Genomic DNA, 14,187 nt, shown 5'->3' with positions numbered 1-14,187 from the left:
GGGAGTCACAGGTCCCCCCACACCCACGCTCCCGCCGCGCGCCCTGCTCAACCAACCGGCCCAGCCGGAAGACCAGCTCAGCCGGCGGTGGCCAGGTACGCGTCGATCTCGGCGAGGATCCGCTGCTGGCCGGCGGCGTCCAGGAAGGACGCGCTCACCGCGTTGCGGGCCAGCCCGGCCAGACCCTCGGCGCCAACCCCGAGCAGGCGGGCGGCCACCGCGTACTCGTCGTTGAGGGTGGTGCCGAACATCGGCGGGTCGTCCGAGTTGATGGTGACCAGCAGCCCGGCCTCGACCAGCCGGGGCAGCGGATGCTCGTCGAGAGTGGCCACAGCCCGGGTACGGACGTTGGACGTCGGGCAGATCTCCATCCCGATCTGCCGCTCGGCCAGGTAGGCAAGCAGCTGCGGGTCCTGTGCGGCGGAGATGCCGTGCCCGATCCGCTCGGCGCCCAACTCGTTCAGCGCGTCCCAGACGGTCTGCGGCCCGGTGGTCTCCCCGGCGTGCGGGACCGAGCGCAGCCCGGCGGCGCGGGCCTGGTCGAAGTACTGCCGGAACTGCGGTCGGGGTACGCCGATCTCCGGGCCGCCCAGACCGAAACTGACCAGCCCGTCCGGGCGCTCGTCCAGCGCGATGCGCAGTGTCTCCTCGGCCGCGGGCAGGCCGGCCTCGCCGGGGATGTCGAAGCACCAGCGCAGCTCGATGCCGAAGTCGGCCAGGGCACGCTTGCGGGCGTCCTCGATGGCCTCGCAGAACGCCGGCGCGGGAATGCCCCGTCGGACGTGCGAGTACGGGGTGATGGTCAGCTCCGCGTACCGGACCTGTTGGCGGGCCAGTTCGCGGGCCACCTCGTGGGTGAGGATCCAGACGTCCTCCGGGTCACGGATGAGGTCCACGACGCTCAGGTAGACCTCGATGAAGTGCGCGAAGTCGCGGAACTCGAAGTAGCTGGCCAGCGCGTCCGGGTCGGCCGGCACGGGGGTGCGCCCCTCGTGGCGGGCGGCCAACTCGGCGACGATCCGGGGCGAGGCGGAGCCGACGTGGTGCACGTGCAGCTCCACCTTGGGCAGGCCGGCGATGAAGGTGGACAGGTCGGTCACGGGTTCTCCTGGGCATGGTCGCCGGTGCGGGCGACGACGAAGACGCGGCGGAACGGGAAGTACACCTGACCCTGCCGCACCGGGTACGCCGCGGTGAGCCGTACTCCCAGCTCGGCCCGGAAGGCGGACCAGCCGGCGGCGTCCAGTGCGGCCCGGACCGGGCGCAGCGCGGTGCCCTCCATCCAGGCCAGCACCGGGTGCTCGGCGGCGGGTCGAGCCGGCAGCAGGTGCACGTAGGTAGTCTCCCAGGCGTCCACCGCGCAGCCGGCGGCGGTCAGCAGCGCCGCGTAGTCGGCCGGGTCGTCGACCGGGTCCGCGCGCAGCAGCGGGGCGACCTCTGCCCGCCAGGTCGGTCGGTCGGCGACCTCCCGCAGGGCGCGGTGCGAGTCGGCGGCGAAGTTGCCGGGGACCTGCATGGCGAGCCAGGCGCCGGCCGGCAGCTCGGCGGCCCAGCGGCGCAGCAGCTCCTGGTGGCCGGGGACCCACTGCAACGCCGCGTTGCTGACCACCACGTCTTCATCGCCGGCCGGAACCCAGTCGCGCAGGTCGGCGACAGCGAAGTCGACCGGCGCGCCGAGGGCCTCGGCCCGCTCGATCATCTCGGGTGAGGAGTCGAGGCCGCGCACCCGGCTGGTCGGCCAGCGCTCGGCGAGGACGGCGGTGAGCTGGCCGGGGCCGCAGCCGAGGTCGACCACCGCCCGGGGTCGCTCGGCCGGGATCCGGGCGAGGAGGTCGTGAAACGGCCGGGATCGCTCGTCGCCGAAGCGCAGGTAGGTCGTCGGGTCCCACATGGTCGCCTCCCAAACCGTACGTGCGTACTGCTAACGGTACGGCTCGCGTGGCAGGGTGGCAACCCGATCACTAGGCTCGGGGCATGGAACAGCGCAGCTTCAACCGGCTCGGCCGGACCGTTGGCGCGGTCGGCCTGGGCGCGTGGCAACTCGGCGCCGACTGGGGCACCGTCAGCGAGGACGACGCGATGGCGGTACTCGCCGCCGCCGTGGACGCCGGGGTCACCTTCCTCGACACCGCCGACGTGTACGGCGACGGCCGCAGCGAGCAGCTGATCGGCCGCTTCCTGCGCACCCGACCCGACGCCGGGCTGACCGTCGCCACCAAGATGGGCCGCCGCGTCGAGCAGCGGCCGGAGGCGTACACCCTGGCCAACTTCCGGCAGTGGACCGACCGCTCCCGGGCCAACCTGGGCATGGACACCCTGGACCTGGTCCAGCTGCACTGCCCGCCCACCGAGGTCTTCTCCTCCGACGAGGTCTTCGACGGCCTCGACACCCTCGTCGCCGAGAAGGCCATCGCCGGGTACGGAGTCAGCGTCGAGACCTGCGACCAGGCCCTCACCGCGATCGCCCGACCGGGGGTGGCGAGCGTCCAGATCATCCTCAACGCGGTCCGCCACAAGCCCCTGGAGCGGGTGCTGCCCGCCGCTGCCGCAGCGGGTGTCGGCATCATCGCCCGCGTGCCACTCGCCAGTGGCCTGCTCTCCGGCCGCTACGACGAGCACACCGAGTTCCCCGCCGACGACCACCGCAACTACAACCGGCACGGCGCGGCCTTCGACGTCGGGGAGACGTTCTCCGGAGTCGACTTCGACAGAGGTCTGGCCGCCGTACGCCGGCTGGCCCCGCTCGTCGACGCGGACCGAACGATGGCGCAGTTCGCCCTGCGTTGGGTGTTGGACCAGGCGGGCGTCACAGTGGTCATCCCCGGTGCCCGCGACGCCGACCAGGCCCGACGCAACGCCGCCTCGGCGGCCCTGTCCCCGCTCACCGACGAGCAGTTGACAGCCGTCCGCGAGACCTACGACGAGTTGATCCGCCCGCAGGTGCACGACCGGTGGTGACCCGCGCGCCCGGGGTGCTCGCGTCGTGCCACCCGGCCGGCGATGCTGGACGGCGGCGCGGCGCCCCGGGCGGCGGAGAGGGGACGCGATGAGGGGTTGGCTTCCACTCACCCTCGGCCTGCTGGCCGTGGTGATCGGTGCGGTGTGGACGGTCCAGGGCCTCGGCTACGTCAGCGGCAGCGTGATGACCGACGAGAAGGTCTGGGCGGTGATCGGCCCGCTCGTGACGGCGGCCGGGCTGGTGGTGATCTGGCTCGGCCTGCGCTCGCGTCGACGCTGACTGCTCGCCCCACCGGCGAGCCTGAACAGGCGAAAGCCCCGCATCCCAACCGGGATGCGGGGCTTTCGCGTGACCCTTGAGCCGGATCGTCCCACTGGCCGGCGGGGGCCGGCCGTCCTACTCAGATGGGACGGACCTGCTCAGCCTGCGGGCCCTTCTGACCCTGAGCAATCTCGAACTCCACCCGCTGGTTCTCCTCCAGCGAGCGGTAGCCGCTGGTCTGGATGGCCGAGAAGTGGACGAACACGTCAGCACCCCCACCATCGACGGTGATGAAGCCGAAGCCCTTGTCAGCGTTGAACCACTTCACGGTTCCCTGAGCCATGTGTTTCTCCCTCTAAAAACTGGCGGCCGTGCACGCCGTCCGGCCGATTGGCCGTTTTTGAGCAGCGGCGCCTGAGGCGGCCCCACGAAGGAGACTTCTCTCAACCCACGCCATCTCGCAACAGCGGGGACCAGCAAATCACGGAGGTAAAAAGTCTGTCACGACCTCTCCGACGAATTTCTCCGACATGTGACCTGACGGATGCCTCAGGTGCGCTGGGCGGCGTGCGATGCCATGCGAAAGCCCCCTTCCCATCGATGCGGGAAGGGGGCTGAAGTCGCTGCCTGTCAATCCGGCCAGCTGCCGGTCATCCGGCGTACGCCGACCGCGCCGCCACGGTCCACAGCGGCCCGGACGACAGCGAAGATGGCGCCCTGCAACGCCGCGGCGGCCAGGATCTCGCCCCAGCCGCGATCCTCGTCGGTCGCGTTGGGCGCCTCACCGTCGCCCGCGGTGACCTTCCAGACCTGCCGGAAGATCGCCCCGGCCACCGCGCCCGCGGCGATACCCATCAGGACGCCGACCGGCCGGTACGCGACCCTGCCGATGCTCTTACTCACCTACGCCTCCCCCGCACGATCATCAGCACCACCACGGTGGCCACCGCGCCGGCCGCGATGGCCGCCCACGGCACCGGGTTGCGGCGCACCAACTCGCCCTTGTCGTACGCCTGTGCGCGTACCTTCTCGCCCTTTTCGTACGCCTGCGCCCGCGCCATTCCGGCGCCGCGCGCGGCCTGCCCGCGGACCCGAGCGACGGTCTGCGCCGCCTGCTCCCGCATCCGCGCCTTGGCCTGCTCAGCGGACTCCTTGAGACGCGCCTTGACGTCGGCCTTGGCGGCCAACGCCTCCATCGTCTCGCCCAACTCGACCCGGGTGCGACGGATCTCCTCGCGGAGGGCCTCCGTGTCGCCGGTCCCGTTACCGGTCATTGCCGCCCCCTGTCCTTCACCGCGGCGGTGACGGTGTCCATGTCTGCCCGGAGGCTGCGGACCGTGGCCGCCGGCACCGGCGGGACAGCACGGCTGACCTGCTTCTTGCCCACCAGGGCGAGGATGCCGGCCACCAGGAAGCAGGCCACCGCCACGATCAGCGCCGCGGCCCAGGCGGGCAACACCAGGTCGAGCAGCAGGATCGCCGTGGCGACCAGCGCACCCAGACCGAAGAACGCGAGCGCGCCGCCGCCGCCGAACAGGCCGATCCCGATGCCCGCGTGCTTACCCTTCTGGGTCAACTCCGCTCGGGCCAGCGTCAGTTCGTCCCGCACGAGGCGGGAGATCTGCTCAGTGGCCCGCTGCACCAACTCGGCGGTGGAGGGCTCGCTCCCGTTCTGGGATGTGCGGGCTTTCGCCACGTCAGCCATGCTGTCCTCCTTTCCTCATCACCGCGCTGTATGCCCGAAGTCGCCGCTCGTCAATCCTAAAGCGCGCCAAGCAGCTCACCGTCCCCGTTGTCCGGACGCCGCGCCGCCAATACGCGGCCAGCCGCCGCGATCACGCCAGAGACGTCCGGCAGCACATCCCCCACCCAAGCCCGACCAAACCTCCCGCAACCGCCCCCGCTCCCTCCCCTCCTCGCCCTGCAGCGGTGATCATGAGGTTGGCGGGGACAAACCAGGCGCACCCACTCGTCAACTCCATGATCGTCGGGGTCTGCCGCGCAAGATCGCGCTCGATCCTGGTTGTAGTGGCCTCGACGGGGATGGAGGCCACTACAACCAGGAAGTTGCACGATCTTGCGCGGCGCGGCGGGGCGGGGCGCGGCGGGCGGGGCGGGCAAGGGTGACCCGGGACGAGGGCTATTGGGGGCGGGTTTCTTCGGGGCCCACGAAGGCTTCGCTGCGGGCGTCGCCGTCGTCGCTGCCGCCGAAGACACGGGCGTCGTCGGGTGCCTCGGTGTCGGACTGGCGGCGGGCCGGTCGCCTCGGCTGCACCCACTGCCAGGACAGGTTGCTGTTGGAGTCGCCCAGCTCGGTACGTAGCCGGGGCATCGCGGTCGGGCGGTTGTCCCGGATCCAGGCGACCAGGTGCTCCCGGACGAGGCAGCGCAGGTCCCACAGGCTGCCCGCGTCGGCGGCGCTGACCAGCGCGCGCAACCGCACCGTCCCGCCGGTGGCGTCGGTGACCTGGAGGACGCAGACCCGCCCGTCCCACAGCTCGGTGCCCTCGACGAGGCGGCGCAGCTCCTCGCGCATGGTCTGCACGGGTACCGCCCAGTCGACGTCGAATTCGGCGGTGCCGAGCACCGCCGCCTCCGTCCGGGTCCAGTTCTGGAACGGCTTGCTGGTGAAGTACGAGGTGGGCAGGATCAACCGGCGGTCGTCCCAGATCTGCACCACGACGTAGCTGAGGGTCAGCTCCTCGATGCGACCCCACTCCCCCTCGACGACGACCACGTCGTCGAGCCGGACGGCGTCGCTGAAGGCGAGCTGGAGGCCGGCGAAGACGTTGCCGAGCAGGCTCTGCGCGGCGAGCGCGGCCACCACACCGACCACACCGGCCGAGGTCAGCACGCCGGCGCCGATGCCCCGCACGCTGGGGAACGTCATCAGCATCACGCCGATGGTCAGGATGACGATCACCGCGATGGTCAGGCGGCGCAGCATCACCACCTGGGTCCGGACCCGCCGGGCGTGCCGGTTGTCCGGTACGTCGACCCGGAACCGGGCCAGCGCGGTGTCCTCCACGACGACCAGCAGGCAGGCGACCAGCCAGGCCAGTGTGGCGATGACGCCGAGGATGAGCAGGTGCAGCAGCAGCCGCCGCCAGCTCTCGCCGACCGCGTACCCGGTGGTGAAGCGGACGGCGAACTGCACGGCCAGGACCGTTCCGGCGACCTGGAACGGGCGGTGCGCGTGGTCGGTCAGCTCGGTCAACAGCAGTGACCGGCGGCCGAACCGCCGGGTCACCCGGTGGACGACCTCGACCAGGAACAGGGCGACCGCCGCCGCGACGAGCGCGGCGACGGCCGTTTCGAGATAGTTCTGCACGGCTTCGGTGCTCCCCTTCGACCAGGCGTCGGGCACTTCGGGCAAAAGCCCAAGAGTGCCCGACATCCGTGGTATCGACCAGTTCAGACCTTGCGGTACCGGGACTGGAGGAAGCAGTAGACGCCGAAGGCGGCGATGCCGAGGGCGACCAGGGTCAGCAGGAACGTGCCGTAGGACTGCTCTTGCAGGGCGTGCAGAGCGGCGTCCAGACCACGGGCCTTCTCCGGGTCGTAGTTCACGGCGGCCACGATGACCAGCAGGCCGGCGATGCCGTACGCGACGCCCTTGGCGATGTATCCGGCCATGCCCAGCCGGCGGGCGAGCTGGCGGGTCTTCGGGCTCATCTCGCCGGTCTTGAGGTGCTTCTCGAACTTCTTGCGGGCGCCGTAGATGATCAGGCCGATGCCGATCGCGGCGACGACCAGCCCGGCCAGGCCGACCAGCCAGCGGCCACCGCTGGAGGTCATCAGCTTGCCGGTCAACGCCTCCTGCTGGTCGGCGCTGTTCGACCCGGCGTCCTTGAAGACCTTGAAGGCGGTCCAGGCGAAGTAGAGGTAGACGATGGTCCGGCCGGCCGAGGCGAGCCGTTCCATGAGCCGCTCCTTGTCGCGCTCGGCGCGGTGCCCGACCGCCGCCTCCAGCGCCTGCCAGATCGCCATCGCGAGCAGGCCGACCGCGACGGCGATGACCAGGAACTTACCGAGGGGCTGTGCGGAGAGGGTACGCAGCGCGCCGGACTGGTCGCCGTCGTCGGACGACGTGCCGAACGCGATCTGCAACGCCAACCAGGCGAAGAGGAGGTGGACGATGCCGTAGCCGATGAAGCCGGCCCGGGCGAGGAGTTCCAGCCACCGGCTGTCCGCCGTACGGGAGGCGGTGGCTTCGGCGCTACGGGTGAGTGACATGGCGTCACAATCTCCGATTCGGAAGATTCCCAAACGTCGGCCACCGCCGCCCGCCCAGGTCAGCTGCCCGGGTTGCGTGATACGCGAATCTTGACCTGCTGGTCGGTCACGCTGTCCAGGGTGACAGCGAAGCCCCCCGCCTCGGCGGCCTGCTGACCGGTGGTGAGGGTGAGCTGCTCACCGGCGACCTCGACGGTCACCTGGTCACCCTCGGCGCCGACCAGTTTGGCCTCGACGCCCAGGATGGTGGCGCTCGCGTCGACACCCCGCTCGAAGGTCACGGTGCAGGCGTCCAGCCCGCAGTCGGTGGAGGCGCCCTGGGAGCTGCACCCGGCGAGCACGGCGAGGCCGAGTGCCAGACCGGCGAAGAGACCGGCGGCGCGGCGGACGGGGGAAATGGGCATGGTGGCGGGTCGGTTCGTCACCCCGCCAAGAGTACGAGACATCCGCGACGTCGCCGCCGAACGGTGATCACCTGGCGGCCGGGAAGGGTACGTGGAGCACCGGCTAGGGTCCGGGACATGCCGTTCGACATCGCCCGCACCCGGGCCGCCTACCCCGCCCTGACCGACGGCTTCGTCCACTTCGACGGTGCCGGCGGCACCCAGACCGCGGCCGGTGTGATCGACGCGGTCACCGATGCCATGCGGTCGGCGGTCGGCAACCGCAGCGCCGCCAACGTGGCGGGCCGCCGGTCGTTGGAGCTGGTGGCCCAGGCCCGCTCGGCGGTGGCCGACCTGCTCGGCGCAGACCCGGCCGGTGTGGTGCTCGGCCCGAGCGCGACCGCTCTGACGTACACCCTGGCCCGTACGCTCGGCGCGGCCTGGCGCCCGGGTGACGAGGTGGTGGTCTCCCGGCTCGACCACGACGCGAACGTACGGCCGTGGGTGCAGGCCGCCGAGACGGCCGGCGCGACGGTGCGCTGGGCCGAGGTCGACCGGCACACCGGTGAGCTGCCCGCGGCCCAGTACGCCGACCTGGTGGGTGAGCGGACCCGGTTGGTCGCGGTGACCGCCGGCAGCAACGCCATCGGCACCATGCCGGACGTGCCGGCGATCGCCAAGACCGCGCACGCGGTCGGCGCGTTGGTCTACGTCGACGGGGTGCACTCGGTTCCGCACGGGCCGACCGACCTGGCCTCGCTCGGCGCCGACGTGCTGGTCACCAGCGCGTACAAGTGGTCCGGCCCGCACCTGGCGGCGATGGTGGCGGACCCGGCCCGGTGGGCGGCGTTGCGCCCGGCGAAGCTGGTGCCGTCCTCCGACGCGGTGCCGGACCGGTTCGAGTACGGCACGCCGAGCTTCCCGCTGCTGGCCGGCGTGGCCGCGGCGGTGGATCACCTGGCCGGGTTGGACCCGGACGCGGTCGGAGACCGGCGGGCCCGGCTGCGGGCCGGGCTGGCCGCCGCCCAGGCGCACGAGGAGGCACTGCTGGACCGGCTGCTCGCCGGGCTGGCGCAGCGGCCGGCGATCACCGTCTACGGCTCGCCCGCACGGCGCTGCCCGACGGTGTCGTTCCGGGTCGCCGGGATGTCGCCCGCGGCCACCCAGGAGGCGTTGGGCGCCGCCGGGTTCTGCCTCTCCGTCGGCGACTACTACGCGTACGAGTACTTCCAGCTGATGGGTCTGCGCGACAGCGGCGGCGCGGTGCGGGCCAGCATCTACCACTACAACACGGCCGACGAGGTGGACCGGTTGCTCGGCGAACTCGACGCGCTGGTCGAGCCGGCGGGGAGAATGGCCGGATGAGCACCCTGGTCGAGGACAACCCGGCGAAGCACCGCTTCGAGATCCTGGTCGACGACGCGCTGGCAGGCTTCACCGCGTACCTGCCGCGTGGGGAGGTCCTGGTTTTCACCCACACCGAGGTGGACCGGGGCTTTCAGGGCAAGGGGGTGGGCGGCACGCTGGTCCGCGGCACTCTGGACCAGCTCCGGGCACGCGGCACGAAGCTGGTGCCGCAGTGCCCCTTCATGGCCGCTTTCATCGACAAGCATCCGGAGTACGCCGACCTGGTCGCCGACCTCCCGTAGGACGGCCGGTCAGCGGGCGCCGGTGAGCACCTCGGCGGCGGCCCGCCCGCTGGCCCGGGTGGCGCCGTGGGTGGCCAGGTGCACCGCCCCGGTGACCAGCTCGGGCACGCCCAACTCGACAACGACAGCGTCCGGCCGGGCGGCCAACGCGCGCTGCACGGCGGCGCGCATCCAGTCGTGCCGGTGCAGGTCACGGACGACCAGGACCAGGGGGCGGTCGCCCGCCGCGGCGCCCGGGTCGGCCGGCACGTCGGGTTCGGCGTAGCGGACCGTGCTGGTGTCGGGCAGCAGGTCGGCCAGTGGCAGGCCGATGCCCCACGGGGTCTCGGCGCCGATGGCGATGTTGCGCAGCGGCTCGAACTCGACCACGTGTGCCGCGCGGGTCAGGGGCAGTGCCACCGTCGTGCCCGGGGCGGCGGTGACCCGGACGGCCCGACGGGCGGCGACCAGCCCGACGTCTGCGGCGCCACGCGCGCCGACGGTGCCGGCGCTGCGGGCGGCCACCGTCCAGGCGGCGAGTTGACCGACGCGCTTGGCGGCCTCGGCGAGACGTTCCTCGGGCAGCTCACCGGAGACGACGGCGGCCACGATGGCGTCGCGCAGCTCGCGGGCGGCCTGTTCGTCGGCCCGTTCGCCGCCGATGCAGATGGCGTCGGCCCCGGCGGCGAGTGCGCGGACCGTGGCCCCGGCGAAGCCGTACCGGTCGGCGACAGCGCGCATCTCCACCGCGTCGGTGACCACCACCCCGGAGAAGCCCAGCTCGTCGCGGAGCAACCCGCCCAGGATGCGGTGACTCAGCGTCGCCGGCAGCTGCGGGTCGAGCGCGGGAACCAGCAGGTGGCCGGTCATCACCGCCTGCACCCCGGCGGCCACGGCGGCCCGGAACGGTGCCAGTTCGCAGGCGTCGAGCCGGTCCCGGTCGGCGGTGATCCGGGGCAGGTCGTGGTGTGAGTCGACGCGGGTGTCGCCGTGCCCGGGGAAGTGTTTGGCGCAGGCCGCGACGCCGCCGGCCTGGAGCCCGCGGACCCAGGCGGCGGTGTGCCGCGCGACCAGCACGGGGTCGGCGCCGAAGGAGCGGACGCCGATCACCGGGTTCGCCGGGTTGGAGTTGACGTCGGCGTCCGGGGCGTAGTTGAGGGTGACCCCCGCGGCGGCCAGTTCGGCGCCGAGGTCGCGAGCGACGGCCTCGGTCAGCTCCGGGTCGTCGACGGCGCCGAGGGCGAAGTTGCCGGGCCGGGAGCTGCCGTGCACCGACTCCAGCCGGGTGACGTCGCCGGCCTCCTCGTCGATCGCCACGATGACGTCCGGCCGTTCCGCGCGCAGCGTCGCGGTGAGCGCGGCCACCTGCTCGGTGTCGACGACGTTGCGGGCGAAGAGCACCACCGAGCCGAGACCCTCGCCGAGCCAGCGGCACACCCACGGTGGTGGGGTGGTGCCGACGAAGCCGGGTTGCAGGACGGCGGCGGCGAGCGCCGGGAGGTGCCCGGTGGTCGTGGTCACGCCGCCCCCTGGTAGTGATCGATGTCGATCACCGGCGACGGTGCGCCCCCGTCGATCCGCTGGTTGCGCTCGCTCATGCGGCCCCCGTACCCCATCTCTCGCGCGCCCTCGGCGCACCGCCACCGGCAGGCGGTCCTGCCATGGTCACACTGAGCGATTCAATAGTCAATAAACCTTACAGTTGCCTGGCGGCCCGCTCTCCGGGGAGAGTGCGGGGATGGATCCCGTCCTGCTGGCCGACGCGACGAGCCCGGCCGACATCCCCGGCGTACGCCTGCTCGGCCTGGTGGTCGGCGCCCTGCTGCTCCTCGCCGCGATCCGGGCGATGTTCGGTCGACGCTGAGCGACCCGTACCGATCCGGGCCCGACCGGCCGGGTGTGGCCGACCGCGACCGGGGTACGGCTTTCCCATCAGCAGGTCCGCGTGCCGAAGGGGTAAGCCATGAAGATCGGTTATTTTCTGTCCAGTGAGGAGTTCACGCCAGCCGAGTTGCTGGAGCAGGCGCGCGGCGCCGAACGGGCCGGCTTCGAGGCGCTGTGGATCTCCGACCACTACCACCCCTGGGTGGACGCACAGGGCCAGAGCCCGTTCGTCTGGTCGATGATCGGCGCGCTCAGCCAGGTCTGTTCGCTGCCGGTGACCACGGCGGTGACCTGCCCGACAGTGCGGATCCACCCAGCCGTGATCGCGCAGGCGGCGGCGACAAGCGCGGTGCTGCACGGTGGGCGGTTCGTGCTCGGCGTCGGCACCGGCGAGGCGCTCAACGAGCACATCTTCGGCGACGCCTGGCCGCAGGCCGACGTCCGGCTGGAGATGCTGGAGGAAGCCGTCGAGGTGCTGCGCGCGCTGTGGGGTGGCGGCTTCGTCAACCACCACGGCAAGCACTACACGGTGGAGCAGGCCCGGATCTACACCCTGCCCGACACTCCCCCGCCGATCTACGTCTCCGGCTTCGGGCCGAAGTCCATCGACCTGGCCGCCCGGATCGGGGACGGCTACGTGAGCACCATGCCCGACGGCGAGATGGTCCGGCGCTTCCGCGAGAACGGCGGCGGCGACAAGCCGTGCCAGGCCGGCTTCAAGGCGGCGTACGCGGACAGCGAGGACGAGGGCATGCGCATCGCGTACGAGCGCTGGCCCAACGCCGGGGTGCCGGGTGAGCTGTCCCAGGTGCTGCCCTCGCCGCGACACTTCGAGCAGGCCGCCGAGCTGGTCAAGCCGGAAATGCTGAAGGAGACGTTCGTCTGCGGCAACAGCGCCGACGCGCACCTGGAGATGATCGACCAGTACGCCAAGGCCGGCTTCGACGAGGTCTACGTGGCCAACACCGGCCCGCACTACCAGGGTCTGTTCGACCTCTACCAGCGCGAGGTGCTGCCCCGGCTGCGCTGAGTCGCCGATCGGCGAGCCGGCCGTCGAGGGCATGGCGGGTGCCCTGCCTGTGATCGTCCGAACGCGTTTCGGCGGTCATGGGCTCGGGTACCTCCGGCCCTCGATGAAACTGTCCACGCATTCGATGACGTTGCGCCGCGCGGCCCGCAGCCTTTTCGGCTGGAAGGCGCTGCGGCCCAACCAGCTCGCCGCCATGCGCGCGGTGATGAAGCGGCGCGACGCCCTGGTGGTGTTGCCCACCGGAGCCGGCAAGTCGGCGATCTACCAGATTCCGGCCAGCCTGATTCCCGGCCCCACCGTGGTGATCTCGCCCCTGCTGGCCCTCCAGCAGGACCAGATCGCCTCCCTCAACGAGCGGCAGCGCCCGGAGCTGCGGGCGGTGCGGATCAGCTCGAACGAGTCGCCCACCCAGCAGGCCGAGGCGATCACCGAGATCCGCGAGGGCCGGGCGGAGTTCCTCTTCATCACCCCGGAACAGCTCAGCAACCCCGAGCGGATGGCCGAGGTCGCCGGGCTGAAGCCGGCGCTGGTGGCGATCGACGAGGCGCACTGCATCTCCGCGTGGGGGCACGACTTCCGCCCCGACTACCTGGCGCTCGGGCACCTCATCGACGGCATCGGCCGGCCACCGGTGGTCGCGCTGACCGCCACCGCCTCCCCACCGGTACGCGACGACATCATCGCCCGGCTGCGGCTGCGCGACCCGGAGGTGGTGGTCTCCGGGCTGGACCGGCCGAACCTGTTCGTCGAGGTCGCGCACTGCCCCACCGAGGACTACCGGTGGCGGCGGCTGATCGCGCTGCTGAGCGACGACGAGCGACCCGGGATCATCTACGTGCCCACCCGCCGTGCCGCCGAGGAGCTGGCCACCCGGTTGACCGACGCCGGCTACCCGGCGCAGTTCTACCACGGTGGGATGGCGGCCGGCGCACGCCACGAACTGCACGAGGCGTTCCTCGCCGACCAGGTGCCGATCATGGTGGCGACCTCGGCGTTCGGCATGGGCATCGACAAGCCGAACATCGCCTGGGTGGTGCACATGGCGCTGCCCGACTCGCCGGACAGCTACTTCCAGGAGATCGGCCGGGCCGGCCGCGACGGGCAACCGGCCCGGGTGCTGCTGCTCTGGCAGGCCGAGGACGTCGGCCTGCAACGGTTCTTCAGCGGCGGCCTGCCCGACGTCGACGAGCTGCGTGACCTGGCCGCGCTGCTGCGCAAGAAGCCGGCCACCAAGACCGAGCTGCGCGAGACCACCGACCTCGGGCCGCGCAAGCTGGGCCAGTACCTCTCCCTGTTGGAGCAGGTCGGTGCGGCCGAGCCGCGCGCCCGGCAGCGCATCGGCGCGCCCCGTTACTCCCCCACCCCGACCGACGCCGCCGCGGCGGCGCTGGCCGAGGCGGAGCGCCAGCAGACGGTGACCCGGTCCCGCACCGACATGATGCGGGCCTTCGCCGAGACCACCGCCTGCCGTGGGCAGACGTTGCTGGCCTACTTCGGCGAGCAGATGACGCAGGTCTGCGGCCACTGCGACAACTGCCACAACGGCACCAGCGTGGCCGACCAGGGCGCGGTCGGGCCGTTCCCGGTGCACAGCCAGGTGCGGCACCCGGAGTGGGGGTCCGGCATGGTGCTCTCCTACGAGGAGGACAAGATGACCGTCCTCTTCGAGGAGGTCGGGTACAAGACGTTGTCGGTGCGCGTGGTGTCCGAACAGGGCCTGCTGACCCTGGACTAGCCTGACCCGGGTGCCGCTTTCGGGCCCGGTGGATCGAGCAAGCAGAGCACCGATTGACCAAGCAGAGCAGG

Annotated in this window: 17 protein-coding genes; 7 read left to right on the top strand and 10 right to left on the bottom strand. The window is 71.9% G+C overall.

All coding sequences use genetic code 11. The features are described from left to right. Positions 1-77 precede the first annotated feature (77 nt). Both FB453_RS17480 and FB453_RS17475 read right to left on the bottom strand, forming a co-directional pair. On the bottom strand, positions 78-1,100 hold the full coding sequence (locus FB453_RS17480; protein ID WP_145791532.1) for an adenosine deaminase: 1,023 nt from the start codon (positions 1,098-1,100) through the stop codon (positions 78-80). After that, the gene (locus FB453_RS17475; RefSeq protein WP_145791530.1) at positions 1,097-1,891 is read right to left on the bottom strand and encodes a trans-aconitate 2-methyltransferase; all 795 of its coding nucleotides are present in this window, start codon (positions 1,889-1,891) and stop codon (positions 1,097-1,099) included. Before FB453_RS17475 ends, FB453_RS17480 begins: the two co-directional genes overlap by 4 nt. A gap of 83 nt (positions 1,892-1,974) precedes the next feature. On the opposite strand from FB453_RS17475, the gene FB453_RS17470 reads away from it, so the two are divergent. After that, positions 1,975-2,958: an aldo/keto reductase gene (locus tag FB453_RS17470; RefSeq protein ID WP_112602199.1), complete on the top strand. Its 984-nt coding sequence runs from the start codon at positions 1,975-1,977 to the stop codon at positions 2,956-2,958. Between the two features lie 88 nt (positions 2,959-3,046). Next, on the top strand, positions 3,047-3,238 hold the full coding sequence (locus FB453_RS17465) for a hypothetical protein (protein WP_145791528.1): 192 nt from the start codon (positions 3,047-3,049) through the stop codon (positions 3,236-3,238). Positions 3,239-3,359: 121 nt separating this feature from the next. Here the strand turns inward: FB453_RS17465 and FB453_RS17460 are convergent, their stop codons facing one another. From FB453_RS17460 to FB453_RS17430, 7 genes are all read right to left on the bottom strand, one after another. Next, the gene (locus FB453_RS17460; protein WP_030338233.1) at positions 3,360-3,563 is read right to left on the bottom strand and encodes a cold-shock protein; all 204 of its coding nucleotides are present in this window, start codon (positions 3,561-3,563) and stop codon (positions 3,360-3,362) included. A 287-nt stretch (positions 3,564-3,850) separates the two neighbouring features. Next, positions 3,851-4,123: a DUF4235 domain-containing protein gene (locus FB453_RS17455; RefSeq protein WP_030338235.1), complete on the bottom strand. Its 273-nt coding sequence runs from the start codon at positions 4,121-4,123 to the stop codon at positions 3,851-3,853. Next, positions 4,120-4,494, bottom strand: coding sequence for a DUF3618 domain-containing protein (locus FB453_RS17450; RefSeq protein ID WP_112583391.1), 375 nt, complete (start codon positions 4,492-4,494; stop codon positions 4,120-4,122). Before FB453_RS17450 ends, FB453_RS17455 begins: the two co-directional genes overlap by 4 nt. Beyond that, the gene (locus FB453_RS17445; protein ID WP_030338239.1) at positions 4,491-4,925 is read right to left on the bottom strand and encodes a phage holin family protein; all 435 of its coding nucleotides are present in this window, start codon (positions 4,923-4,925) and stop codon (positions 4,491-4,493) included. Before FB453_RS17445 ends, FB453_RS17450 begins: the two co-directional genes overlap by 4 nt. A 435-nt stretch (positions 4,926-5,360) precedes the next feature. Then, positions 5,361-6,551, bottom strand: coding sequence for a mechanosensitive ion channel domain-containing protein (locus FB453_RS17440; protein ID WP_145791683.1), 1,191 nt, complete (start codon positions 6,549-6,551; stop codon positions 5,361-5,363). Positions 6,552-6,634: 83 nt separating this feature from the next. Further along, entirely contained in the window at positions 6,635-7,456 is an 822-nt protein-coding gene (locus FB453_RS17435; protein ID WP_145791527.1) for a DUF1206 domain-containing protein, read from the bottom strand. A 59-nt stretch (positions 7,457-7,515) separates the two neighbouring features. After that, positions 7,516-7,881: a hypothetical protein gene (locus FB453_RS17430; protein WP_112583393.1), complete on the bottom strand. Its 366-nt coding sequence runs from the start codon at positions 7,879-7,881 to the stop codon at positions 7,516-7,518. A gap of 96 nt (positions 7,882-7,977) precedes the next feature. On the opposite strand from FB453_RS17430, the gene FB453_RS17425 reads away from it, so the two are divergent. Together FB453_RS17425 and FB453_RS17420 are read left to right on the top strand one after the other, a co-directional pair. Continuing rightward, positions 7,978-9,204: a cysteine desulfurase-like protein gene (locus tag FB453_RS17425; protein ID WP_145791525.1), complete on the top strand. Its 1,227-nt coding sequence runs from the start codon at positions 7,978-7,980 to the stop codon at positions 9,202-9,204. Then, a complete protein-coding gene (locus tag FB453_RS17420) occupies positions 9,201-9,488 on the top strand; it encodes a GNAT family N-acetyltransferase (protein WP_145791524.1) in 288 nt (95 codons plus the stop codon). Before FB453_RS17425 ends, FB453_RS17420 begins: the two co-directional genes overlap by 4 nt. A gap of 9 nt (positions 9,489-9,497) precedes the next feature. Here the strand turns inward: FB453_RS17420 and FB453_RS17415 are convergent, their stop codons facing one another. After that, positions 9,498-10,988, bottom strand: coding sequence for a glycoside hydrolase family 3 N-terminal domain-containing protein (locus FB453_RS17415; RefSeq protein ID WP_145791521.1), 1,491 nt, complete (start codon positions 10,986-10,988; stop codon positions 9,498-9,500). 217 nt (positions 10,989-11,205) lie between these two features. On the opposite strand from FB453_RS17415, the gene FB453_RS34925 reads away from it, so the two are divergent. From FB453_RS34925 to FB453_RS17405, 3 genes are all read left to right on the top strand, one after another. After that, complete coding sequence (locus FB453_RS34925; RefSeq protein ID WP_255750123.1) at positions 11,206-11,331, top strand: hypothetical protein; 126 nt, start codon at positions 11,206-11,208, stop codon at positions 11,329-11,331. 99 nt (positions 11,332-11,430) lie between these two features. Further along, entirely contained in the window at positions 11,431-12,381 is a 951-nt protein-coding gene (locus FB453_RS17410) for a TIGR03557 family F420-dependent LLM class oxidoreductase (RefSeq protein WP_145791519.1), read from the top strand. A 103-nt stretch (positions 12,382-12,484) separates the two neighbouring features. Beyond that, positions 12,485-14,116, top strand: coding sequence for a RecQ family ATP-dependent DNA helicase (locus FB453_RS17405; protein ID WP_145791517.1), 1,632 nt, complete (start codon positions 12,485-12,487; stop codon positions 14,114-14,116). Positions 14,117-14,187: the final 71 nt, after the last annotated feature.

It is taken from the genome of Micromonospora sp. CNZ322 (assembly GCF_007827755.1).
Note: the sequence above shows the minus strand (reverse complement) of the source record. Positions and strands in the feature narration are given on the sequence as shown.

What these genes read in the sequence shown, in the direction of transcription:
- FB453_RS17475 (WP_145791530.1), bottom strand. Translation starts at nt 1,891, where the DNA reads ATGTGGGACCCGACGACCTACCTGCGCTTCGGCGACGAGCGATCCCGG.
- FB453_RS17470 (WP_112602199.1), top strand. Translation starts at nt 1,975, where the DNA reads ATGGAACAGCGCAGCTTCAACCGGCTCGGCCGGACCGTTGGCGCGGTC.
- FB453_RS17465 (WP_145791528.1), top strand. Translation starts at nt 3,047, where the DNA reads ATGAGGGGTTGGCTTCCACTCACCCTCGGCCTGCTGGCCGTGGTGATC.
- FB453_RS17460 (WP_030338233.1), bottom strand. Translation starts at nt 3,563, where the DNA reads ATGGCTCAGGGAACCGTGAAGTGGTTCAACGCTGACAAGGGCTTCGGC.
- FB453_RS17450 (WP_112583391.1), bottom strand. Translation starts at nt 4,494, where the DNA reads ATGACCGGTAACGGGACCGGCGACACGGAGGCCCTCCGCGAGGAGATC.
- FB453_RS17445 (WP_030338239.1), bottom strand. Translation starts at nt 4,925, where the DNA reads ATGGCTGACGTGGCGAAAGCCCGCACATCCCAGAACGGGAGCGAGCCC.
- FB453_RS17435 (WP_145791527.1), bottom strand. Translation starts at nt 7,456, where the DNA reads ATGTCACTCACCCGTAGCGCCGAAGCCACCGCCTCCCGTACGGCGGAC.
- FB453_RS17425 (WP_145791525.1), top strand. Translation starts at nt 7,978, where the DNA reads ATGCCGTTCGACATCGCCCGCACCCGGGCCGCCTACCCCGCCCTGACC.
- FB453_RS17420 (WP_145791524.1), top strand. Translation starts at nt 9,201, where the DNA reads ATGAGCACCCTGGTCGAGGACAACCCGGCGAAGCACCGCTTCGAGATC.
- FB453_RS34925 (WP_255750123.1), top strand. Translation starts at nt 11,206, where the DNA reads ATGGATCCCGTCCTGCTGGCCGACGCGACGAGCCCGGCCGACATCCCC.
- FB453_RS17410 (WP_145791519.1), top strand. Translation starts at nt 11,431, where the DNA reads ATGAAGATCGGTTATTTTCTGTCCAGTGAGGAGTTCACGCCAGCCGAG.
- FB453_RS17405 (WP_145791517.1), top strand. Translation starts at nt 12,485, where the DNA reads ATGAAACTGTCCACGCATTCGATGACGTTGCGCCGCGCGGCCCGCAGC.